The sequence below is a fragment of the Streptomyces sp. NRRL S-1022 genome (assembly GCF_000720135.1).
Taxonomy (GTDB): Bacteria; Actinomycetota; Actinomycetes; order Streptomycetales; family Streptomycetaceae; genus Streptomyces.
Map to the genome: position 1 here is coordinate 191,846 of NZ_JOIU01000001.1, position 21,561 is coordinate 213,406.

Genomic DNA, 21,561 nt, shown 5'->3' on the forward strand with positions numbered 1-21,561 from the left:
CGCGGCTTACTCTCCTCTCGTCATACCCTGAAGGTATGACGACATGTGTGTCCGACGCACCGCCGCCCTGCCGCTCATACTCGGGGGTGAGCTTCACCTTCGTCAGTGATCACCTGGCCCTCGATTTCGCCGCCACCGTGGCCTGGCGCACCACTCAGCACAAGGAACTGCTGGCCGAGCCAGAAGACTTCGCCCAGTGGGCCGCCGAAGCCCGGGTGGTCGACTGCCTGGAGGCGGTGAGTCAGGCGGACCTGTCCCAAGCCCATATGCTGCGCGAGGCGATCTACCGGCTCTCCCTCGCCGCCTCCGAGGGAGAGCCGGCTGACCCGCGAGACATCGCCCGGATCCGGCAGGCCGCCGCACGCCCACCGGTGCGCCCCGTACTTCAGGCCTTGGGCCAGGTGGAACGCCGGGGCGGAGTCCAAGAGGTGCTGGCCACCCTTGCCGCGACCGCCAGCGAGCTGCTCGGCGGACCCGACCGCCTGCTCATCCGGCACTGCGCCGGTGAGCCATGCACCCGTCTCTTCATCGACCGCTCCCGTGCAGGCACCCGACGCTGGTGCTCAAAGCGGAGCTGCGGCAGCAGGATCAACGCCGCCGCCTACCGCCGCCGCACCCGCGAGGACGAGCAGGCCTGACCCGAAGCATGCACCAGAGGCAGGCACTTCTGTGGACAGCGGCTCTCTGTCTCCAACCCGGAACCGTCCACGTCTGCGTGCCCTGCCACCGGCCCTGTCATCCGCCGCTACGAACGTGTTCCACCCGGCACGTAGGGAAACGAGCGTCTGACGACGAGACAGCTGAGGTAAGACACATAGACGCCGAGCTGGTGGTCTGGCATGACAGCAGGCTGGACTTCGCAGCGCTGCAGCACCGAGCCCGGCTCCGCGGCGCCAGGGCCGAGCGCACCGCCCGGGACAGCCCGCCCACCTGATCACCTTCGATCTGCTTGAGGTCTCCGGCACCGTCCTCATGGACCAGCCCCCGCATCAGCGCAGGAGCGCGCTGGAGAACCTCTTCGCGTCCCTCGCGCACGCAGTGCCCTGAGCGCTGTGCCCGCAGACCGCCGATGCCGCAACGGCCCGCACGTGGCTGGACCCGGCGTGGGGAACTGCGGGCGTCGAAGGCTTGATGATCAAGGATTCCGGGTCCCGGTACCGGCCTGGGGAGCGAGGGTGGCTGCAGCTGAGGACGCGTACGACGGCGGAGGGAATCATCGGTGCGGTCACCGGAGCCGTTCACGCGCCGCAGAATCTCCTGTTCGGCCGACTCGACCCGGCGCCGCCTCCGGCTGATCGCCCGTTCCACCCCTCTATCCCGGCCCGCGGCGGCCGAGCTTGGAGCCGTCCTGCGTCCTGCCGGGCCGGAGCACCCCTGGTACGGCCGGCGCTTCTCCGTCGGGTGGGGCACATCCGAGCCGCGGGCTTCGAGGAGTTCAGCCTCAAGCACGGCGATCCAATTGTCGGAAAAGCGGAGGGTGGAGCGGGTGCCTTCAAGGCGTTCTTGAAGGGTGCGGTGTTCGCGGGTCAGCTGCTGAACGCGGTCCTTCAGTGTGGCGTTCTCGGGGGTCAAGGACTGAAGCGGCTCGCCCCGATAGTCAACCCCGCCCCCCAGCAGCCCGCTACCGGGCCGCGTCCATGTTGTCCAGGACGGCGACGCCCACCAGGCTCAGGTGCCGCTGATGACCGACGCCGAAGCCACCGACTGGTTCACCGCCACAGCGGCCGGGGAAATCTGACCAGCGTCCGCACACGCCACGGGCCCCGGGGGATCAGCTATGACATCCCGGGGCCCGCGGTATGGAGTCGGACTGTTCAACGATGTCGGGACGCGCCGCCGTCACGCCTCGGGCTGAGGCTCCACCTGGCGCAGGCAGTACACGCACCTGGACTCCGGGTCGACGCGGCCCATGCACCGTCGGCGGTCCGCGCGTTCACGCGCAGGCCCCCAGTCGCTACCGTCGATCTTGCCGTCGTCGTAGACGTCCCACTGCTCGAATCGATTGCGCGTCGTCGCTGGGCAGGGAGTCGGCCATCTCGGGGCGCTGTGGTCGCTGCACCAGCAGTCCCGCAGCAGCGGCATGCACCGGCCCGGCACCGAACTCGGCTCGGCCGTACCCCGGCTGATGCCGGCTGCCGTGGCCGACCGCCTGGAGCAGCGCGGATGAGCGTCCTCGTGCTGCAGTTGGCCGGGCCCCCGCAGTCGTGGGAGGCCGCGGCCCGCTTCGCCCGCCGCGGCACGGAAAACGCGCCCACCAAGAGCGGCGTGGTCGGCCTGCTCGCGGCCGCGCTGGGCCTGGACCGCGATGCCGACCAGCAGCTCGCCGAGCTTGCCGAGCTGCGCTTCGGCGTGCGCATCGACCAGCCCGGCACCCGCATCCGCGACTTCCAGACCGCGCACCACCTCGACACCGGCGAGGCCATGCCGCTGTCGGAGCGGTTCTACCTGGCCGACGCCGTGTTCGTCGCCGCAGTCGAGGGCGACGACGCGCTGGTCGACCGGCTCGCCATCGCACTGCGCGCACCGGCGTACCTGCCCTACCTGGGACGCCGCTCTTGCCCGCCCGTACGCCCCATCGAGCCCGCCGTCCACCGCGGCGAGGCCGGCCTGGAGCGGGTGCTCGCCGAAGAGCCGTGGCGTGCCGCCGACTGGTGCCAGAAGCGGCGCAGCCACCAAGAGCGCGTTGAGCTGACGATGCTGCTCGAAGCCCTCACAGGCGACGGCGGTACGCAGCCACTGGGAGACACGCTGCGGGATCAGCCGCTCAGCTTCGACCCTCGTCACCGCCGCTACGCGCTGCGCACCGCCCACAGCCGCACAGTCCTGGTCGCCAACGCCCCCGCCCGCCCGCGCCGGGCCGCCCCGGCGCACGACCCCACCGGACATCTGGAAGGCGCCTGATGTACCTCACCCGATTCCGCGTCCACACCGTGCGCCCGGGCGCCCGCCGCCTGCTTTCCTCACCCAGGCCGTGCACGCCGCCGTCATGTCCTCCTTCCCCCACATCCTGCCTACCGCCGAGCAGGCACCGCGTGTCCTGTGGCGCACCGACCGCAACGCCACAGCCGAAGTGCTGCTCTTCGTCGTCAGCCCCGACCGGCCCGACCTGACCCCTCTGGTCGAGCAGGCCGGCTGGCCCGCCGCAACCGCCTCCGGCACCCTCGGCTGGCGAACCTATGCCTACACGCCCCTCCTGGAACGGCTGGACAAAGGCACCATCTAAAACTTCCGCCTTACTGCCAAACCCGTCCACCATGCCCGCACGCGCGACGGCCAGCCCACCAAACGCACCGCCCACCCCACCAGTTGCAGTGGCTGCTCGCCCGCCAGGACACCGCCGGCTTCCGCGTCCTGTCCAAACCCGAGGACAAGCAGCACACCGAGCACCGTGACGAGCACCAGCTTCTCGTCCGCGACCAGCGCAGCCTCGACTTCGGCAAGCGCGGCGTACCCGGCCGTGTCACCCTCGCCACCGTCACCTACGACGGACGGCTGCAGGTCACCGACCCAGATGCACTTCGCCATGTCCTCACCAGCGGCCTGGGCAAGGCCATGGCCTACGGCTGCGGGCTGATGACGCTGGCCCCGGCGGAGTGAGCCGGTGACGACCGTCGGCCGCAGACCCGCGAGCAGCCCGCGCGAACTGACCCGGGCCGCCGACCGGGCCGGTTTCATCTACTTCGAACGCTGCACCATCCACCGCGATGCCAACGCCATCACCGCCGAGGACGCCGAAGGAACCACCCACATTCCCTCCGCGACCATCGGCACCCTGCTGCTTGGCCCCGGCACCCGCATCACCCACCAGGCGATGAGCGTGCTCGGCGAAACAGGGGCCGGTGTGGTCTGGGTCGGCGAGCACGGCGTGCGCTACTACGCGTCCGGACGGGCACTGCCCCGTTCGGACGCCCTCGCCGAAGCACAGGCCGCCTGCTGGGCAAACCGCCGCACCCGCCTGAACACCGCCCACGCGATGTACCGGCTCCGCTTCCCCGACGAGGACCCCTCCGGCTGCACCCGCCGGGAACTGCTCGGCCGCGAAGGCCGCCGCGCCCCGACCTCACAGGGCAACACAGCTAGAAGTGCTCGACCTTCTCGCCGTCCGGGACCTGGTAGCAGCCGGAGACGAGCATCAGGCTGAGCTTGGGCGGGTTCCTCTTCTTCATTTGAGTGATGTGGACGCCGGCCTTCTGCTCGTCGTTGTCGGCGATCAGGGTGAGGTTCTTGTTGGCGCTGCTGTCGGGGCCGTACTCGACGATCTTCCAGCCCTGTTTCGGCAGCCCCTTTCTGAGGTTCTGCATGGCGACCTCGAGATCGTCCGCCGACGCGGGATAGAAGCTCCACTTGTGGAAGATCCGGAAGTAAGTCTCCCGGTCCTTGTCGCCGCAGTCCTGGACGCCGGGGCTGCTTTCGGAGGCCTTCCCCTTGACGCCGATCAGGTCGTACAGCCGGCTGGACACCTTCTGGGCCTCGGCCGCGGCGTCCTGGGACGTGCTGGTGCCGGCGGACGGGACGTCATCGGATTCCGTGCTGAAAGTCATGCTGCATCCGGTGAGAGTGGTGAGGACGGTGGACACGAGGAGCGCGGAGGCGCCCAGGAGGTTCTTCACGATCGACGGGCCTCGCTTTGCCTAACGGGTGTACTTCCAAGTCGGGGTCGGTTCCTTGAGTTTGGCGTCCTCCCCGTGGCCCGCGACGACGAGAGCCTGGTTGAGGAGGCTGTCGGAGCCCTCGTCCCAGTAACCGCTGTGCCCCTCGGTGTCCGTGGTCATCTGCTTGGCCCCGAACCGCTCGTCGCTCGGCACGGTCCAGGGGCCGTCCCAGTCGGTGCCGCCGTGGCCGAAGCGGCCGATGTCGGGTACGACGTCGCCGTCGGCCTCCTCGTTCCACACGTGGCCCCTGGGCACGTCGAGCTGCTCCGCCTTGGGCACCGTGACGCCGGGGCTGCCTGCGGTGATCACGTCGTCCGCGTTCAGGGTGCCGTGGTCGGCGGCCGAGCCGACGAGGGTGGTGCCGTACGAGTGTCCGATCACGGTGCGGTGCGGCGGGGTCTCGCCGGTGTGCGAGGCCTCCAGCCCGTCGAGGAAGCGGTTGAAGGCCGGTGCGCCGTCATCCGCGTAGTGCCGGAACGGCGAGTCCTTCACGATGTCCTGCGGGGCGTCGTAGCCGAGCCAGGTGATCGTGGAGACGGGCTGGCCGTCGGCTTCGTCGGTGGCCACGCGCCAGGTGGAGGTCATCCGGTCGATGTTGCCGTCGATGTTGCTGAGGTTCGAGGTCGTACCCGGTACGTAGACGGCCTGGTGCCGGGCCGTGTCCGGGTTGCCGTTGGCGACGATGGCCCGGCCGTTGCCCTCCGCGTCGAATCCCAGCAGGTATGCCTCCGGCAGGCCCTTGTGATCCTTGTCGGTGCCCGTGCCGGTCGAGTCGAAGCGCTCCTGGATGCTGTTCATGCCCTGGAGCGACTTGGTGAGGTGGTCGTAGCGCTCGCCGTACTTCTTGTACCAGTCCATCCATTCGTCGGTGTGCACCTTGGACGCCCAGCCGCCGCCGTGAATATACGTCCACTCGTTGGCCGGCGGCTTCGGGATGGAGTTGAGTTCGAGCTGGTAGCGGGCCTGGGTCTCGTCCAGGACGATGCGGTTGGCCTCGTCGCGGACCGTCGTGGGGAGGCCGTCGAGCTTGCCCACGGAGTCCGGGCGGAGGGAGACCCAGGCCGCGCGCTCCTCCTCGCCGAGTCCCTCCCACCAGGCCGCGTTGTCCTTGGGACTGCCGTCCTTGGGCGGCTGCGGCAGGGAGTCGAGGTACTTCTTGCCCGCCTGGGCCACCCCGTCCTGGTCGGACTTCACGTCGGACCAGTCCTTGTCGGAGACCTCCAGGTCGTCATCGGCCTTCAGCGCGCGCAGCTTGGGCGCCCACTTGGCGTCCGCTTCTGTGGCCTCCTTCAGCGCGTCCCCGATCCGGTTCGCGAATCCGATCGCCTTGCCGAAGTTCGGGTTGGGATGCTGGTGGATGGCCTGCTGCGCGATGGCGTTCGCCGTCGCGTCCGTCGAGCTGGTGCCGGGCGAGACCGTGCCGCCCTCGGGCACCTTGCCGTCGACCTCCTTGCCGCCCGCCGGGAACGACACCGAGCCGTCCGCGCCAACTGTGCATCCGGCGGCCTCGGCGTCCTCCAGGGCTGCCTCCAGCTTCCGCTTGGCCGCGGCCATGTCGTACGCGAACCCGTTCAGCGCGGTACCGGCCAGGGCACACTCGGTCTGGATGTAGTGGAAGTTCTTGCCCAGCTCCTTCAGCTCCCGCAGGGCCGCGTCGGCCGCCTCGCCCTTGAGCTGGTTGCGGATACCGGCCGAGATCTGGTTCTCGATCGTGTCCTTGGCCGTGCTCGACATGTCGCCCGTGGCCCGGTACCCGTCCGCGGCCTCCTCGTACTCGGAGGGCTTGAGCGCCTTCAGCGTCGCGATGTCCACGGGTCGGTCACCGGCCTTTCGCCTGGCCGCCGACCGGGGCGGTGTCCTGGCACTTCGTCTCGAGCTTGTCCAGCTCGGCCTTGACGGCGTCGTCCGACCCCGCCAGGTCGATCCCGGACGACTGCATGATCCAGCCGAGTTCACCGCAGCGCTTGTCGACCTTGTCGAGGTATTCCTTCCAGGAGCCGTACAGCTCCTTCTGGTTGGCCTTCGACTGGCAGCCGGCCGTGTCGCCCAGTCCGGCCTGTCCGTCCTCCAGCTTGCCCCGCGCCTTGCCGACGCCGCTCTGGAGTTCCTTGGTGTCCTCGCCGGCCTTCGTCCATGCCTTCTTGCTCGACTTCAGCCGCTCGTAGCCCACCCCGATGGGGTCCGGAGCATGAGTCAGCTGCATACCCGTGGAGCCGCGGGTCGTGGCATCCGCCTTTAACTGCTCCCACTCGTCCCACGCCATGCGTGACGTCCTCCCCTTTCCCCGTCTCCCCGTTTTTCCGGCGATCTTCGCCATCTCGTGTAGGTCTCATGCGCGAGGGGAAAAACCCTATGGGGATGTGATCACCGGCTCCTGAGTATCCGTACTCATGTCTGCGGCGGTGACGGCTACGCCGGGCTCACCGTCGCCAGCCGGTGGACGTCCCGGGCCCTGCCCGTCGCCCCCGAGAGGAAGCCCTGGGCCCGCGGGGAGGCGGTGTCGGTGAGCCAGGTCGGGTCGATGTCGCAGACCGCGACGCGGACACCGGTGCCGGCCAGGGCCAAGGGGAGGGTGTGGACGACCGTGGAGGGGAAGCTGAGGACCGTACGGCCGATGGGGCCGCGGCGGGCGATCAGCTCCAGCGGGAGGCTGAAGGCGCGTCGGGCCACGGTGTCCGCCTGGGAGTCGGTGAAGAAGCCGACCGAACCGCGCGGCCCGGAGCGTGAGGCGTACGCACGGCTCTGAGGAAGCTCGCGGAGCTCTACCCCGCACCCGCAACGTCGCAGGAGCCGGCCGCGCCGATGCCCGCCACGTTCACCCCTGTGCCGGACCCGGCAGGCGAGATGCCAACGGTGCCGGACGCTGCGATCGATGAAATAGTCGCAAGCCTTACGAAGCCAACACCCGCTCCGGCAGGCAATCTGCCGCCGCTTCCGCCGGTTCCGGACGATGCCATTGACCAGATGTTCCCCGTCGGCCCGCCGCGTCGTCCCGACGCCCGGCGAACACACAGGAGCACGCCGACGTCACGCCGTCCCGGCGCGCGGAAGGCAGCTCCGGCCGGACCCCCGGCGGGCGGGAGTGACCCTGGCGGCGATGCGGGTGCTCAGCCTCCGGGCCTTCCCGGAGCCGGGGGCCGACGACCAGCTGGCCCCGATCGAGCAGGCCCGCATCGAGCGCCGGCGCCAGGCTGGCGTCTCCCACGCCGCAGCTCTACGCCGGGCCCTTGCAGAGCGCGCGGCGCGGGAACCAGGCTCATCGGCCGTGCTGTTGCAGCCGACCCGGCTCCGGGAATCGGCGTGAGGGGGGATGACTGGATCTCCGCCCTGAACTGCTGCGCGAAGCACACCAGGCGCTGCCCGTGCTCCAGCCGGTGGGGGATGACGGCCCTGTCGCCGTACCTCAGCTCTTCCTCAGAAGATCCATGGAGTCTTCGCGTCTGGCATGTCCCTGCCATACGGTCAATGCGTCCGACCGCCTCCAGAGCGGTTAACACCAGATGGGTGCCTCCGTGAAAATCTCAGCACGTCGCACCGTGCTTGTTCCCGCGACCGCGCTCTTACTGTGCACGGCTGTGGCCGGGCCTGCCCTGGCTGAAGACGTGGCACCATCAGCTGCGCCATCGGTATCTGCACATGCTGACGACTCCCGCATCGACATGCCCCCGCCCGAGGGACCCGATGATGATGACTCCCTCATCAACGCGTCCCCTCCCGGGCAGCCCGAGGAAGGCGTCAGGGAGGTCCCTGCTGATGAGGTAGACAAGCAGCCGGAACCTGCGTCGGAGGCCAAGCCGCCACTTCCCGGGGATGTGCCGGGTGCCGCCGACTGCGCCCCCGCTCATGGCGTCTACATTCCCACCAAGCAGGGCCGCAAGTACCATCGGGCGGTGGGCGCCCCTGACTCGAACTTCAACGACGCGTCAAGGACCGCCAAGTCGACCTTCATGTCGGAGGTCGGCGTGGCCGTCACCGGTGAGTTGGAGACGTCGGTGGGCACGCTGCTTGCCAGGGTTAGGTCCAAGTTCCAGGTGACCGTGTCCGCCAAGTTGACGGCCAAACTGGGCAACTCCATCTCGGTGGTCTCGCCGCCCCACAAGAGCACCCACGCGGTGTACGGCGTCTGGCGACCCAAGCACACCGGAAAGGGCTACTGGCTGCACCAGAACTGCACCAGCACACCAGAGCGCACCGTCGTCAGTTACTCGCCCTTCCGCGTGGGGTGGTACCTGTGGGAAAGCTGAACCCCCTGTACGCGGCCACGGCGACCGCTGTGGCCGTTCTTGCTGTCGGCTGCAGCAGCAACGATGGCAAGGCGTCGAACGCCAGCCAAAACGCCTCGCCTCACTCATCGTCCCCTTCGACGCGGACGCCAACGTCGGATCGCGCCGAGCACATACCCGGCGAATCGGTGACCAAGGCACCGACCCTACCCGACGGGGATGTCGTCGCTCAGGCGGTAAACGTCAGCGGCAACCGTGAGATGGACGTCAAGGGCGGCCTCAAGAGTGGCGAGCTGGCAGTCCTGGTGAATTGCAAGGGCAACGGCAAGCTGACTGTCGAGGTCAAACCGGTCGGGTTGAGTTTTCCGCTCAAATGCGTTCCCGGAGGAGTCAGCAGCACCTACAACCAACTGAAGCTGAAGCGCACCCATCAGCAGGGAACGGTGAACGTGACTGCACCGTCGAACGTTCGGTGGGCAATCACAGTCGGACGTTAGCGCCACGAGGCAGCCCACCGCGTGGTGACCAGACCGATCTCGCTCCCCCCTACGGCCTTGCTCCTCGCCCACCCAGTCAGACGGTCCCTATTCACCATCCCCGAAGAGGGACCGCTCTGCTAGGTCCCTCAGGTGAGACGGGCGCACATCCAGGTGGTCAGGTTCAGCTCGCACGGGCCGAACAGCCACAGGTAGCGCTGGATGACGTCGCTGGCCGCCACGGGGAAGACAGCGCCGTTGCAAGACGACAGGCTGATCTTGGTCTGCGGGTGGCTCTGGCCGACCGGTTCACCGGCCGGCTGGAGGAGACCGGCGGCGAGGCCCTGGTCGACCGCCCGTTCCCGTGGCTGACGCGGCGTGGCCTGGTGCAGCGTCAGGCGTGCTCGGACCGCAGGTGCGATGACGGGATCCGGCTGGGCACCGGGGCTGAGTGCGAGAACTGCGGCACCGTGGTGCACATCCGGCGGGCCCGGCGGGTGGCTTTGTTCACGAGAACGGGCAGCACTTGTGGGCGGGTTCGGGAGGCAGCCTGGCTTTCGCTGAGAATCGAAATGTTCGCGGGGCTGGGCAGTACTGGCGATCGGGCCGGTGCCCAGGGGGCGTGCGTGCCGCCGGGGGAGTCCGGTTCGGCGGCGGGGGTCAGCGGTATGCGGCGAGGAAGGTCCGGATGCCCGCGTCGGCGTAGTGGTCGAGTTCGGGCTGGGTGTGCTGTGGACTGCCGTGGAACATGGCCTTGTTCACCGGGATCCACAGCAGCAGGCCGCAGAAGTGGTTGGCGGCCAGAAGGGGGTCGTCGATCCGCAGCAGACCCCGCTCGGCCAGGTGGTGGAAGGTGTCGGCCAGGGTGGCCAGCACCCGCTCGAATCCCTGCTCGTACCAGGTGGCGCCCAGGTCGGGGAAAGCGTCGGCGTTGGCGATGATTAGGCGCCGCAGTTGGAGCACCTGGGGCTGGGTGAGCGTGGTCAGGAACTGGCGGGCCAGCCGAAGCAGGTTCTCCTCCAGTGCGTCAGCGTCGATGGGGATGCCGGCCACCAGATCGATCACGGCATCGATCCGGTCGGTGGTGGCCAGGACGATCTCGGTGAACAGCTTCTCCTTGTCAGAGAAGTGCTTGTACACCGTCTGCTTGGACACGGCGGCCAGCTTGGCGATGTCGTCCATGCTCGTGCCGGCGTAGCCCTTCTCCATGAACACCGCTGTCGCGGCCTCCATGATCGCCTGGTGCTTGTGGGCAGAGCGTCCGCCTGGTTCGTTCGCTTCCATGTCTCCTCCTCAAACGAGAGTACTGGACAGTCCAGTTCCACAGCCAGTACTGTACCGTCCAGTTCTGCAGTACTGGACAGTCCAGTTCTAGTGCACCTCTGTTCAGGGGATCTCGTATGACTCAGGCAATCCATGGACCGGCTGCCAGCCGTGTTGCCTCGGCTCCGGTCGCCACCCGCGCGCTGCTCGCCTGCGGAGCGGTGGCAGGCCCGCTGTTCTTGTCGGTGGGGGTGCTCGCGGGCCTGACGCGCACCGGCTTCGACTTCAGCCGAAATGCCATCAGCCAGCTCAGCCTCGGCTCGCTGGGCTGGATCCAGGTCGCCAGTTTCCTGGTCACGGGTGCGCTGGTCACCGCCGGCGCGGTGGGATTGCGGCGGGCGATTGGCCGCACCGCCGGCGGCACCTGGGTGCCGCGCTTGGTCGGCGTCTTCGGTGCGTCCTTCGTGCTCGCGGGAGTCTTCAAGGCGGATCCCGGTGCGGGCTTCCCGGCCGGGACACCGGACGGTCCGGCCACGCTGACCGGGCACGGAACGGTCCACATGCTCAGCGGCATGGTGGGCTACCTTGCGCTGTGCGCCGCGTTCCTCGTGCTGGCCCGACACTTCGCTGCCCACGGCCGGCACGGCTGGGCCCTGGCCTACCGCCTGCTACCGCTAGGGATCATCGCCGGGTTCGCCGCCTCCGCCACCACCGTGGCGGCCTTCACCGCCGCAGCCGGCCTCGGCCTCCTCGCACTCACCGCAGCCACCGCCCGGCTGGCCAGCCCCGCGCCGACGTCACGGCCGTAGCGGTTCCAGCTCCTGCTCGCACGGCAACAACCCGAGACCACGACACTCAGACACACAGGATGGTTCGTCATGGCCGCACCGCTGAAAGGCCCCGCCAGCTACTTCCCGTCGATCGAGAAGAAGTACGGCCGCCCGATCGAGGAGTGGAAGGAGTTGATCCGCACCTCACCCCTGACCAAGCACATGGAACTCGTCGCATGGCTCAAGGCCGAGCACGGCCTCGGTCATGGGCACGCCAACGCTCTCGTCGCCCACACCCTCGCCGAGCGCGCCGGCAACTGACCCCGGGTGGGGCGTGAGTTCTGCGGGCGGCGGAACTCACGCCCCACCCGAGGTGCAGTCGGTTCTCGTGAACATCGAACACGCCGACCGCGGGGCGCCTCCCAAAGTCACGAACAACCCATGCTGGTTCTCGTGAACAGAACCAGGCGGGCGAAGATCGCGGTGCAGGTCGACCGGGAGCTGCCCGGCCTGAGTGAGGGCGAGCGCCGCCGGGTCCTCCAGGAGCGGCTGCGGGAGCAGGCAGCCATCGAGGCGGAGGGCCTCGTGCGGCGGCGGGAGCAGGCCCGCGCGGAGCAGGCCCGCCGCGATGCCGCCCGTGCGGCCGCCCAGGAGCGGGCGGAGCGCGAACGTGAGGCCGCGGCCGCCTCCGATGCGGTGCGCCAGGCCCTGCCGGGCGGTCGCGATTGCCTCGAACGAATCGTTCGGCGGCTGGACCAAGACCTTCACCGACCCCGTGCTCTGCGCGGCCATCGTCGACCGCCTCACCTTCAACGGCACCATCATCGAGACCGGCACTGACTCCTATCGCCTCGCCAGCACACGAGCCCGGGCCGAGGAACCCGCCAAGGTCGGCTGAGTGTGCAAGCTGTCGATCTTGACGTGACGACTGTGCGACATCCCGTGAGTTCTCCTGAGCCCGACTGATTCCCCGACCCCGTGGGCAGGGAGTTCTTTCTCCTTGGGGTGCTCTGCCGCTCTCTGACGTGACTTCGGGATCGTTGAGGTGTTCTCACTTCGTCCGACCGATCCGCAGTCGGAACGAAGGCGAGGAGGCTCGGGTCGGCAGCGCTGGCGGTCGTGCGGGACCTGCCTGAGCACTGGGCGCCCGCGTCGCGGAGGAGTTGGAGCGGTTCGAGATCGACCTGCTGTCCGGGTTCGTTCTCGCACGGGCCTCGGCGGCCCTGGCGGGCGGCCCGATCCGGGGGTATGTCGGGCGCTGGAGCAGATCAGGACCTGGTTCGGCCGACCGCTGTGGGAGATGGAGCCGGCCGACGCCGACGCGTACTTCGGGAAGGTGCTGCGGAACTCACCCAGCGGCACCCGGCTGGCCCGGTCGCAGGCGCTGACGACGTACTTCCTGTTCCTGAAGCTGCGGCACAAGGTCGAACTACACCGGATGACCGGCCGGGTGGTCGAGTGCCCGATCGACGAGATGAACCGGCCGCGCGGCGCCAAGGACGCCCAGCTGCGGATCCCGCCGACCGGGCCGGAGGTCGGGACGCTGTTCACCGGCTGGGGCGGCGAGCTGGCCACCTGCCGCAAGTTCGCCCCTACCGCCAGGAACTACACCGCAGCGAAGCTGATGTCCCCGGTCGGCCTGCGGGTCAGCGAGGCGTGCAAGCTCGACCTGACGGACGTCGAGTGGGACCTGGGACGCTTCGGCAAGCTCCACGTCCGCCATGGCAAGGGCGCCCCCGGCTCGGGCCCGCGTGAGCGGATGGTCCCGCTGATCAACGGCGCCGACCGGACGCTGCGGTGGTTCATCGAGGACGTGTGGGGCCAATTCGACCATGACCACACCCGCCCGGGCACCCCGCTGTTTCCCTCCGAGCGGAAGAACGCCGACGGCTCCTCGCGCCGGGTGGGCGACGACGCCCTGCGCGGCGGACTCAAGGACGCGGCCAAGGCACATCTGCCGGGTTGGGCGAGAAGCTGACGCCGCATGTCCTGGGGCACTTCTGTGCGTCCCAACTCTATGAGAACGGGATGGACTTGCTCGCAATTCAGAAGGTTTTGCGGCATTCCTGGATCGCTACGACGATGCGGTACGTCCACGTACAGCAGACTCGGGTCGAGGACGCCGGGGTCGCCGGGACCGAGCGGGCCGCGAAGCGGCTGGAAGGGCTGACCCGATGAGGTGGAACCTGCGGTTGACCGCCGCGAACAACGGTGTCTGGAAGGCGTCCGAACTCCAACGAAGGCTGGCCGAGCACGGGTTGGTGATCTCGGCGGGGAAGATGTCCGGGCTGTGGTCCGGTCAGCCGGTCTCGCTCAAGCTGGAGGACCTGGACGTCATCTGCGTCGTCCTCGGCTGCGAGATCGGTGACCTGTTGATCCCCGAGCCGGAGAAGGTCCGCCGCCCGCGGCAGGCGGAAGGGACGGAGCGAGCCGTGGTTGGGGCGGGGACCGCCGCACGAGCGGTGGTCCCCGAGCGCCGGGACGGCCGCTCGCCTACGACGTGCTGCAGGACCTGCACCGACCACGCAGCGGCCCTGCGGCTCTCCACCGTCAACGCGGCGGACCTCAGCCCGCCCTGGCGCCAGGTCCTCAAGGAGTGCGCCCACGTCGCGTTCATCGCCACACTGACCCTGGACGGCCATGCCGTGGCTGCCCAGCTGTGCCTGCGCCGCCGGGACCGCGCGTACTCCCTGATCACTGCGATGGACCCCGCACACCGCGAGACCAGGGCATGCGTTGCTGCACTCGCTGTGCGACGACCCGACGGCCGAGGGCTACACGACACTGGACCTCGGCCGCACTACGGCACAGGACGGCCAGCGCTCCTACATGGCCCCCCACGGCGCCACGTGGACGACCACCCGCACCCACACCGCTGCCGTCGGCAACCGCCCGCACGCGAGGTCCACCGAGCTGGCCGATACGGTGGGCCCACGGTGATCCCCCTTTTGCGCCCTCCCAAGACCACCGTGTCTGACCTGCCCATGACGGCAGAAGACGCGCCGAACGACATCTCCACAGCCGACATCACGGCCATGCGGCGCACTGGAGTCCTCTTCACGTTCCTTCGGTCCCGGATCACCCGCCCGGCCCCGCCCCGCCTCGCCGCCCGGCCGTGGGACGTCCGCCGCACGCTGGGGCACCGCCCCGATGCCTGGCCGGCCCCAGCCGCTCCCCGCCGCGTCTGCGACTGCCCTCTGTGCCAGGCGCTGACCGACCACATCCAGACCGACAGGGCCGGCACCGGCCACTGAGTCAGCTTCGCGGCCACGCCACTACCCGCCCAGGCCGCATACGACTCGTGGGCGGATGATCGTATGACCGAGGCCAGGTCGGGGTAGAACGGAGCCGGGTGTCTTCTCGTGGAAGATCCCGATACCTCAACTCACGGCCGGCACCCCCGGCGAGATCGAAGGACGCAGTATGGCCAGCGGCACCGTGAAGTGGTTCAACTCCGAGAAGGGCTTCGGTTTCATCGCCCAGGACGGCGGCGGACCGGACGTCTTCGCGCACTACTCCAACATCGCCGGCAACGGGTACCGGGAGCTGGTCGAGGGCGAGCAGGTTACGTTCGACGTCACTCAGGGCCAGAAGGGCCCCCAGGCCGAGAACATCATCCGCAGCTGACGCCGCCGCGGCCCCACCTGCGCTACATGGAGGGGGCCCGGATGCCGGGTCCCCTCTCGCGTCTTCGCCGTACCTCCGTTGCCGCTATGCCAGCGCGGGCCTCCCAAAACCGACGCGGCACGCACACCCAGCGCACACAGTCCGTGCATTCTGCGGCCTGCCCGCGTCGGGTGCGGCCAGGTCAACCGCGGGGCGCTTCGCTCAGAGGCTGTGGCGTCAGCCAGAAGTGGCCGCCCTCGCGGCGTAGGCGTTTGACCGTGGCCTCGCCGTCCAGAAGCGCGGCGACGATGTCGCCGGAGTCGGCGGAGTCCTGGCGGCGGACCGTGACGATGTTGCCGTCACAGATCGCGGCCTCGATCATGCTGCCGCCCCGCACTTTCAGTGCAACAGCTGGCCGTCGCCGACGAGACGCCGGGGCAGGGTCAGTACGCTCCCCCGGGGGCGGGATCTTGTTTCGCACAGGCTCCGTGGGTAGCTCACACCCAGGTTACCGAACATATGATCGAATACTTATGCGGGAAACCTTATAATCGAATGCGTGAACGAATCGCCTTGGCGGGAACTGCTCCGATTCGCCCGCCACGCCGGGTCGTGATCCAGCAGACGGCGGCATCCCTCGCCCGGATCGACCGGTGGATCGCTGATGAGGAACGCAGGGAGGCTGAACGCCACCAGGGTGAGCAGCGGCGCCCTCCGGACCCGGAGTGGCTGATCCGGTACGGCCTCAACAAGACGAACGTGGACGCCGTGCACACCGGTGACTGCTGGGCTGCGACAGCCGCGTCTCGGCGGTTCCGCGCTCCGTTCGCACGTCGCACGGGACCGCTGTCACGGGTTGCGGCGAGGGGCCGTAGGCTGGCCGTGCCGATGCGCCGGGCGTTACGCCTGGCCCTGTGGGGCCCGGCGAGTTGAGGCTGGGCCCCACGCCACTTGTCGCGGGCGTCGCCCTTCGGCCTGCCGGCTTCGCCCGGAGCCCTGGCCGTGGCCTGTGACATTCGTGGCCGGCCAGCCGCTAGTTCCAGTTTCGCTTCCGGGTGGCAGTGCACGCAGGGCGCCACCTGGCGACGCAGCGCGTCGATGGCCTGCTGACGGATGACCGGCCTGCACCGGCCGCTCTTCAAACCGTACGGAATCGGATCACTATTGGCACGTACATCGGCACGTGGCCGCGGCCTGTCCGCGTCTGATGGTCGACTCCAGCGCGCCTACTCGGTAGGAGTCTGCCACTGCGGGGGTGACACCCAGCGCTGCCCACCACTTGGTCAGCTGGGCGTTGCTCACCAGGCAGGTGTTGAGTTTCCAGCTCGGGTGACCCTGCGGCCGGATGTGGCTGAGGACGTCGCGCAGGGTGTTCTCCATGGCCTGCGGACGTCCACACAACTGGCATACCGCGACGATCACACATCGTCAGCCCTCAACGACATAACGTCGGAAAGGTCAGTAGCCACGGCGGTCCAGCGGCCAGAGCCCTGTCGAGAGGCGAAGACACCGCTCACGGCGCGGAGCGCTACCTCGTGCAGTGCTGCCCGCAGGATCGTGAAGCACACCGCGGCGGGAGCAGGCGGCACCAGTGGCCGCCTGCTCCCGCCGCGCGTGTAACCTCAGAAACGATCTTCACGAGGAAGCCGTCTACCGAAGCCGGGATGCCGCGCCTTACTGAGGCGGGCGTCAGGCGGGGCGGATGTTCTCCGCCTGCGGGCCCTTCTGGCCCTGGGTGACGTCGAACTCGACCTTCTGGCCCTCCTGCAGCTCGCGGTAACCCTGGCTGGCGATGTTGGAGTAGTGGGCGAAGACGTCGGGGCCGCCGCCCTCCTGCTCGATGAAGCCGAAGCCCTTCTCGCTGTTGAACCACTTCACAGTGCCCTTAGCCATGACTGTCTCCTTCGAGGGAAACCGGGCACGCACCCTGCGCGCCGGGAGGTGATCGCCCTGGTCCGGAGAGGCGCTGAACAGCAAGAACGCCCGTGATGGCGATCACGGGCGAACAGAACTTCGGAACCACGACTGCTGAATCACAACGCTATAACGGCTTGGCGGCAGCCGCTACCGATAACGCGCCAGAATCAGCACACGGGATGCCAAGGTAAGCCCGGTACCTGCCCCCGAGGCTGCTATGTCGTGTCAAGCCGCTTGAGGAAGCTCTTCGCCGTCCAGCCGGCTCCTTCGTGACCGCGTGTGACCGCGTGTGACCGGGGTGCCGGGCGCGGGCGAGGTGTACGCGCGCGATGTCGCCGCAGAGCGTCTGGCACGTCGGATTCGCGGGCTGGAGGGGGCCGAGGGGGGTTTGGCGTTCGGCCGGGTTGATGGCGCGGACGGAACCGTCCTGCATGTCCGTGCTGTACAGGCGGGCGAGATTGACATCGTCGGCCAGGGCGCGGGCCGCCTCGTCGGAGAAGGGCCGCCGGTGCTTGCCGCGGACATTCCCACCGCTGGGCAGCGCCACGACGAACACCGCGACGACGCTGCTACCCCTCCGACACCTGGGACGACGAATGGGCACTGATCGAACCGCTACTGCCGACACCGGCTTGCGAGACCCCGATCGGCGGCCGGCCGGAGAAGCACCCCCACCGGGAGATCGTGGACGCGATCCGGTACGTCGTCGACACCAGATGCAAGTGGCCGGCCCTTCCCCACGAGTTTCCGCCCTAACGGACCTTCTGCAACTTCATGGCCCGCTGGGCCGCCGCCGGCATCGTCGGGCAGATCCGTGACCAGCTCCGCAAACGGATCCGCCGCGAGATGGGCAAGGCACCGGAGCGGTCGCAACCGTCATCGACCCCCAGTCCGTCAAGGCCGCCGAGACCGTCGGGGCACTCCGAGTCGCTGATCACCTGGGCCGCCATCACCCTCGCGGCACGTCCACGATCCCGCAGTTCACCGCCTCGTACATCGCGCCGTGCCTACGCCGGTGCTCGGCCACCAGCGTCAGATCCACCGGCGAGGTCACCGGACCATCCACGCACAGCAAAGCGTCCGCGAGCTCGAACAGTTCATCCCCGCGCGCGGTCAGACAGTCGAGTGAAGCCTCCCGGAAGCGTGACGCCCATGCGAACGCTTCCCCGGGACCGGCGTCAGGCAGCAAGACTCACCCTCACGGCCTTCGTCTCGATCGGTGCACCCTGGTCGGAGCACATGATCAGACGAAGGCCGCCTCAGCGTCCGGCGAACGCCCAGGTGAACGAGCAAGTTCGAAGCACATTTCGAAACGTCCCTCACGCGGCCGACCTGGCGATAACGTGATCGACATGGCAGCTGAGGGTGAAGCGACAGGGGAAGAGGCACTGGTCGGCGGCATGGTGAACGCGGGCGCAGTCGTCCGGCGTGGCCACCTGGTGGAACGCCCGGCCCCGCGCACCGCGCGCACCCTCCACCCCTACCTCCTCGCGCTCAACGAGCACGGTTTCGACGCGGCTCCGACGCCGGTTGGTCTCACCGCGGACGGTCGCGAACGGCTGACCTTCGTCCCCGGCGACGTCGCCCTGCCCCCGTTTCCGCGCTGGGCGATGACGCAGACCGCGCTGAGATCGGTGGGAAGCCTGCTGCGGCGCCTGCACGAGGCCAGCGCGACCATCCCGGTCGATACAGGTGTCGAGTGGCCCCGGGACCTGGCCGACCCGGAGGGCGGGACGATGCTGTGCCACAACGACGTGTGTCTGGAGAACGTCGTGTTCCGCGACGGTCGTGCGGCTGGCCTGATCGATTTCGATCTGGCGGCCCCCGGCCGACCGCTGTGGGACGTCGCCATGACCGCCCGGTACTGGGTTCCCATGCTCGATCCCGAATCCGCGACGGCTCTCTATCCCGCAGGGCTGGACGCCCCGACGCGATTGCGGATCCTCGCCGACGGCTACGGGCTCTCCCGGCAGGACCGCGCTGAACTGCCCAACGTCATCGAACAGGCCACCGCGTCCTGCCGGGCCTTCGTCGCCGACCGCGTGGCCGGCGGGGACCCCGTCTACACCCAGGCTCTGGCCGAGCGCGGTGGCTGGCAACGCTGGGACCGCATGCAGGAATGGCTGGTGACGCACCACGAGAGGTTCACGACAGTGCTGCTGGAGTGACTGAGTTGAGCTGGGATCTTGCGTTCGTCGATCTTGGTCGGCAGGGTTTTCGGGGTGCGTGCTGATCTTGTTCTTGACGATCTGTGGGAGCGCGTGGCTCCGCTGTTGCCGCCCACACCCGAGCGGCGTCATCGCTACCCGGGACGGCGGCGAGTCTCGGACCGTGCGGCCCTCGGGGGCATCGTCTATGTGCTGCGGACCGGTGTCGCCTGGCGTGACGTCCCGGCTGAGACGGTGGGCTGCTCCGGGGTGACGGCCTGGCGCCGACTTCGGGACTGGACCGAGGCCGGCGTCTGGCCCCGCCTGCATGCCGCTCTGCTGGCCGAGTTGCGTCACGCCGACCTCCTTGACCCGGACGACTGCGCGGTGGACGGATCCCACGTCCGGGCGCTCAAAGGGGGGGCACGGCGGTCCCTCACCTGTCGACCGCGCCCGTCCCGGCTCCAAACAACACCTGATAGTCGACCGTGACGGCACCCCGCTTGCCGTCACACTCACCGGTGGGAACCGACACGACGTCACTCAGCCTGCCCCTACTGGACGCAGTCCCACCGATCCGAGGCATCCGGGGACAGCCCCGCCGTTAACCCCGCCGCCTGTACGCCGACCGCGCGGCTACGACTTCGACAAGTACCGCCGCCTGCTGTGGAAGCGCGGCATCAAGCCGATGATCGCCCGACGCGGCGTCGCCCACGGCTCCGGACTGGGAAAAGTGGGTGGTCGAACGCGGGTTCGCCTGGCTGCACCAGTTCGAACGCCTCCGCATCCGCTACGAACGACGCGCGGACCTCCACCAGGGCTTCCTCGAACTGGCCTGCAGCCTCATCTGCCTCCGCCGCCTGCGGACCTCGCTGTGAAACGATCAGTCAGTCACCCAGGACCCGTTCCCACAGCAACGCGTCCCGCCAGCTCCCGTCGAGGAAGATCGAGGAGTGCGCGACGCCGCACGGGCTGAATCCGTTGCGGCGCAGCACCCGCTGCGACGGAAGGTTCTCCAGGTTGGCGGACGCCTCAGCGCGGTGCAATCCGAGTTCGTCCGTCATGACCCGGAGTACGAGCCCGACGGCCCGCCCGGCGTGCCCTTGATTCTGGGCGACGCTGGCGATCCAGTAACCGACGGAACCGCGGCGAAGGTGCGGCTGCGGCAGGATGCCTCCGACGGTGACCTGCTCGATCACCAGGTCGTCGGCGAGCACCACACCCGGCCAGACCGTACCGGCCCGGTATCCGGCCGGCAGCCTGTCGATCCGCTCCGCCTGGCCCTCCGGGGTGAAGAAGCTTGCCGGCTGGTCCGGTTCCCGCGGTCGGAAAGCCTCGAAGTCCCGCACCCGGTGCGCGGCGATCGGGCCGGCATCGGTGGGCTCTATCAGACGGATCCTGGTGCTGCTGCGCATGGGCTGATCCTCGTGGCGGCGGATCAAATAAGACTGGCCAGCCTGTGCGAGCCGCAGGAGCCGACACTTCTCGTCAAGCACTTCATGCTGAAACGAGCAGTAACGAGTTGGTGCGTGACAGCGGGTGAGGTGTCGTGCCAGGTGGCTGGCATGATCCCGCTGGCGATCACGGTCAGTCGGGCGGTGCTGGCGCATCGGCTGTTCACGCGTATCTCCCGGCGTCATCTTGCGTGCCTGGTCGAGGAGTTGGCGGTGCCGTGGCAGGCCGGGGTCGAGGGTCGTCGCCATGCTGCGCGAGGCTGGGTCCGGTACGAGGCGAAGGTGTCGGCGCCCGCCATCAAATGGTGTTCATTTATCGGCTGGTGGCCACACCGATCCATCTGCGGCACGACCTGCCGCACTCGGTCACCCGGGCGATCGGAGAGGTGCGCACGCTCCTGGCGGAGCGGGGGTGCGCGGTTCCCGACCGTCCCGGCCTGCGGCTTCGGACCGTTCGTCTCGGGCAAGAAGAAGCAGAACACGATGAAGGCCACCGTGATCGCCGACTGGCGGGGCCGCACGTTATGGACCGATGCCCTGCGACCTGGGCGTATGCACGACGCCACGGCTGCCCGCCACGAGGGCATCGCTGTCTGCTTCCGGTACTTCCCCGACGTCGAGGTCCTGTTGGACGACGGCTACCTGGGCCTGAGCCGCGACCACCGCGGGCAAGCGATCACGCCGCCGAGAAAACCCCGGCCGGGAGCACTGCCTGGCAGAGTCCAGCAGTGAGAACACGACCGCCACGGCCACTCGTCCGACCGCATCACCGTCGAACACGCTCTCGCTGATCACAAACGCTGGAAGCAACTGATTCGCTGGACACATCGCCGCGACCGCCTGCCCGACACCTACCGCGCCATCGCCAGCCCCGTCTCCGACCGCACGGCCAACACCTAAAGGCGGCCGTGAGCAAGGCAAACACACCTCACCCGCTGTCACGCACCAACTTGTTACTGAGGTTGAACTCGTGATGTTGCCGGGTGGCTTAGGTGGGTCTGATTGTCGGGCCGGTCTCGGCGAGGCGGCCGTCTATGACCAGACCGCTGGCCG

The 21,561-nt window shown here is 68.7% G+C and carries 21 protein-coding genes and 11 pseudogenes; 21 read left to right on the forward strand and 11 right to left on the reverse strand.

From position 1 onward, the window contains the following. The first annotated feature begins 35 nt into the window (after positions 1-35). From IG05_RS0100860 to IG05_RS44290, 5 genes and pseudogenes are all read left to right on the forward strand, one after another. The gene (locus IG05_RS0100860; RefSeq protein WP_234335704.1) at positions 36-638 is read left to right on the forward strand and encodes a CGNR zinc finger domain-containing protein; all 603 of its coding nucleotides are present in this window, start codon (positions 36-38) and stop codon (positions 636-638) included. 1,364 nt (positions 639-2,002) lie between these two features. Beyond that, positions 2,003-2,167, forward strand: coding sequence for a hypothetical protein (locus IG05_RS48205; protein WP_199808219.1), 165 nt, complete (start codon positions 2,003-2,005; stop codon positions 2,165-2,167). Continuing rightward, on the forward strand, positions 2,164-2,901 hold the full coding sequence (gene cas5e / locus IG05_RS0100870) for a type I-E CRISPR-associated protein Cas5/CasD (protein WP_030338348.1): 738 nt from the start codon (positions 2,164-2,166) through the stop codon (positions 2,899-2,901). The genes IG05_RS48205 and cas5e overlap by 4 nt, the downstream gene beginning before the upstream one ends. Then, positions 2,901-3,597 (forward strand): annotated as a pseudogene (gene cas6e / locus IG05_RS41715) (type I-E CRISPR-associated protein Cas6/Cse3/CasE). The gene cas5e and the pseudogene cas6e overlap by 1 nt, the downstream one beginning before the upstream one ends. Before the next feature lie 4 nt (positions 3,598-3,601). Continuing rightward, positions 3,602-4,114: pseudogene (locus IG05_RS44290) on the forward strand (CRISPR-associated endonuclease Cas1); the annotation flags it as partial. Here the strand turns inward: IG05_RS44290 and IG05_RS0100880 are convergent. The 4 genes and pseudogenes from IG05_RS0100880 to IG05_RS0100895 all read right to left on the reverse strand — a co-directional run. Further along, positions 4,077-4,610: a hypothetical protein gene (locus IG05_RS0100880; protein WP_030338350.1), complete on the reverse strand. Its 534-nt coding sequence runs from the start codon at positions 4,608-4,610 to the stop codon at positions 4,077-4,079. The pseudogene IG05_RS44290 and the gene IG05_RS0100880 sit on opposite strands and share 38 nt — an antisense overlap. A gap of 21 nt (positions 4,611-4,631) precedes the next feature. Beyond that, positions 4,632-6,464 (reverse strand): alpha/beta hydrolase, encoded by a 1,833-nt coding sequence (locus IG05_RS0100885; protein ID WP_030338352.1) that lies wholly within the window; start codon positions 6,462-6,464, stop codon positions 4,632-4,634. A gap of 7 nt (positions 6,465-6,471) precedes the next feature. Continuing rightward, on the reverse strand, positions 6,472-6,855 hold the full coding sequence (locus IG05_RS0100890) for a hypothetical protein (RefSeq protein ID WP_234335705.1): 384 nt from the start codon (positions 6,853-6,855) through the stop codon (positions 6,472-6,474). A gap of 206 nt (positions 6,856-7,061) precedes the next feature. Continuing rightward, a pseudogene (locus IG05_RS0100895) lies at positions 7,062-7,301 on the reverse strand (hypothetical protein); the annotation flags it as partial. 1,241 nt (positions 7,302-8,542) lie between these two features. Here IG05_RS0100895 and IG05_RS0100910 point away from each other — a divergent pair. Next, complete coding sequence (locus tag IG05_RS0100910; protein ID WP_158838696.1) at positions 8,543-8,896, forward strand: hypothetical protein; 354 nt, start codon at positions 8,543-8,545, stop codon at positions 8,894-8,896. Beyond that, entirely contained in the window at positions 8,884-9,372 is a 489-nt protein-coding gene (locus IG05_RS48825; RefSeq protein WP_234335706.1) for a hypothetical protein, read from the forward strand. The genes IG05_RS0100910 and IG05_RS48825 overlap by 13 nt, the downstream gene beginning before the upstream one ends. 128 nt (positions 9,373-9,500) lie before the next feature. Here the strand turns inward: IG05_RS48825 and IG05_RS47540 are convergent, their stop codons facing one another. Together IG05_RS47540 and IG05_RS0100925 are read right to left on the reverse strand one after the other, a co-directional pair. After that, positions 9,501-9,830 (reverse strand): hypothetical protein, encoded by a 330-nt coding sequence (locus tag IG05_RS47540; RefSeq protein WP_030338364.1) that lies wholly within the window; start codon positions 9,828-9,830, stop codon positions 9,501-9,503. A gap of 181 nt (positions 9,831-10,011) precedes the next feature. Next, a complete protein-coding gene (locus IG05_RS0100925) occupies positions 10,012-10,635 on the reverse strand; it encodes a TetR/AcrR family transcriptional regulator (RefSeq protein ID WP_030338365.1) in 624 nt (207 codons plus the stop codon). Between the two features lie 116 nt (positions 10,636-10,751). On the opposite strand from IG05_RS0100925, the gene IG05_RS0100930 reads away from it, so the two are divergent. The 10 genes and pseudogenes from IG05_RS0100930 (at position 10,752) to IG05_RS0100955 (ending at position 15,011) form a co-directional block, all read left to right on the forward strand. Continuing rightward, positions 10,752-11,423 carry a DUF998 domain-containing protein gene (locus IG05_RS0100930; RefSeq protein ID WP_030338366.1) on the forward strand — a complete coding sequence of 224 codons (672 nt, stop codon included), beginning with the start codon at positions 10,752-10,754 and terminating at the stop codon, positions 11,421-11,423. Between the two features lie 69 nt (positions 11,424-11,492). Then, positions 11,493-11,705, forward strand: a complete 213-nt coding sequence (locus IG05_RS0100935; protein ID WP_030338368.1) for a DUF4287 domain-containing protein — start codon at positions 11,493-11,495, stop codon at positions 11,703-11,705. A 394-nt stretch (positions 11,706-12,099) separates the two neighbouring features. Further along, positions 12,100-12,282: pseudogene (locus IG05_RS44310) on the forward strand (ATP-binding protein); the annotation flags it as partial. A gap of 402 nt (positions 12,283-12,684) precedes the next feature. Then, complete coding sequence (locus tag IG05_RS48830; protein WP_234335707.1) at positions 12,685-13,362, forward strand: site-specific integrase; 678 nt, start codon at positions 12,685-12,687, stop codon at positions 13,360-13,362. Continuing rightward, complete coding sequence (locus IG05_RS48835; protein ID WP_234335708.1) at positions 13,347-13,562, forward strand: tyrosine-type recombinase/integrase; 216 nt, start codon at positions 13,347-13,349, stop codon at positions 13,560-13,562. The genes IG05_RS48830 and IG05_RS48835 overlap by 16 nt, the downstream gene beginning before the upstream one ends. Continuing rightward, positions 13,559-13,876 (forward strand): annotated as a pseudogene (locus IG05_RS48840) (helix-turn-helix domain-containing protein); the annotation flags it as partial. The gene IG05_RS48835 and the pseudogene IG05_RS48840, both read left to right, overlap by 4 nt. Before the next feature lie 42 nt (positions 13,877-13,918). Then, positions 13,919-14,098, forward strand: a pseudogene (locus tag IG05_RS50415) (GNAT family N-acetyltransferase); the annotation flags it as partial. 22 nt (positions 14,099-14,120) lie between these two features. Further along, positions 14,121-14,324, forward strand: coding sequence for a hypothetical protein (locus IG05_RS48845; protein ID WP_234335738.1), 204 nt, complete (start codon positions 14,121-14,123; stop codon positions 14,322-14,324). 44 nt (positions 14,325-14,368) lie between these two features. Continuing rightward, entirely contained in the window at positions 14,369-14,638 is a 270-nt protein-coding gene (locus IG05_RS48850; RefSeq protein WP_234335739.1) for a hypothetical protein, read from the forward strand. A 169-nt stretch (positions 14,639-14,807) separates the two neighbouring features. Then, positions 14,808-15,011 (forward strand): cold-shock protein, encoded by a 204-nt coding sequence (locus tag IG05_RS0100955; protein ID WP_030338373.1) that lies wholly within the window; start codon positions 14,808-14,810, stop codon positions 15,009-15,011. Between the two features lie 181 nt (positions 15,012-15,192). On the opposite strand, the pseudogene IG05_RS44315 reads toward IG05_RS0100955, so the two are convergent. The 3 genes and pseudogenes from IG05_RS44315 to IG05_RS0100965 form a co-directional block, all read right to left on the reverse strand. Continuing rightward, positions 15,193-15,440, reverse strand: a pseudogene (locus IG05_RS44315) (LexA family protein); the annotation flags it as partial. A 95-nt stretch (positions 15,441-15,535) separates the two neighbouring features. Continuing rightward, a complete protein-coding gene (locus tag IG05_RS50420; protein ID WP_420707549.1) occupies positions 15,536-16,132 on the reverse strand; it encodes a DUF6233 domain-containing protein in 597 nt (198 codons plus the stop codon). Between the two features lie 547 nt (positions 16,133-16,679). Then, positions 16,680-16,883 carry a cold-shock protein gene (locus tag IG05_RS0100965; RefSeq protein WP_014670069.1) on the reverse strand — a complete coding sequence of 68 codons (204 nt, stop codon included), beginning with the start codon at positions 16,881-16,883 and terminating at the stop codon, positions 16,680-16,682. Between the two features lie 627 nt (positions 16,884-17,510). On the opposite strand from IG05_RS0100965, the pseudogene IG05_RS46520 reads away from it, so the two are divergent. After that, positions 17,511-17,824, forward strand: a pseudogene (locus IG05_RS46520) (transposase); the annotation flags it as partial. A gap of 38 nt (positions 17,825-17,862) precedes the next feature. On the opposite strand, the pseudogene IG05_RS0100975 reads toward IG05_RS46520, so the two are convergent. Further along, positions 17,863-18,096 (reverse strand): annotated as a pseudogene (locus tag IG05_RS0100975) (transposase); the annotation flags it as partial. 163 nt (positions 18,097-18,259) lie between these two features. Here IG05_RS0100975 and IG05_RS0100980 point away from each other — a divergent pair. Both IG05_RS0100980 and IG05_RS44330 read left to right on the forward strand, forming a co-directional pair. Continuing rightward, positions 18,260-19,075, forward strand: a complete 816-nt coding sequence (locus IG05_RS0100980; RefSeq protein WP_030338379.1) for a phosphotransferase — start codon at positions 18,260-18,262, stop codon at positions 19,073-19,075. 54 nt (positions 19,076-19,129) lie between these two features. Then, positions 19,130-19,932 (forward strand): annotated as a pseudogene (locus IG05_RS44330) (IS5 family transposase). 9 nt (positions 19,933-19,941) lie between these two features. Here IG05_RS44330 and IG05_RS50175 read toward each other — a convergent pair. Then, positions 19,942-20,469, reverse strand: a complete 528-nt coding sequence (locus IG05_RS50175; protein ID WP_030338381.1) for a GNAT family N-acetyltransferase — start codon at positions 20,467-20,469, stop codon at positions 19,942-19,944. Positions 20,470-20,619: 150 nt separating this feature from the next. Between IG05_RS50175 and IG05_RS41725 the strand changes: the two are divergent. Further along, positions 20,620-21,408 (forward strand): annotated as a pseudogene (locus IG05_RS41725) (transposase family protein). The last annotated feature ends 153 nt before the right edge of the window (positions 21,409-21,561 follow it).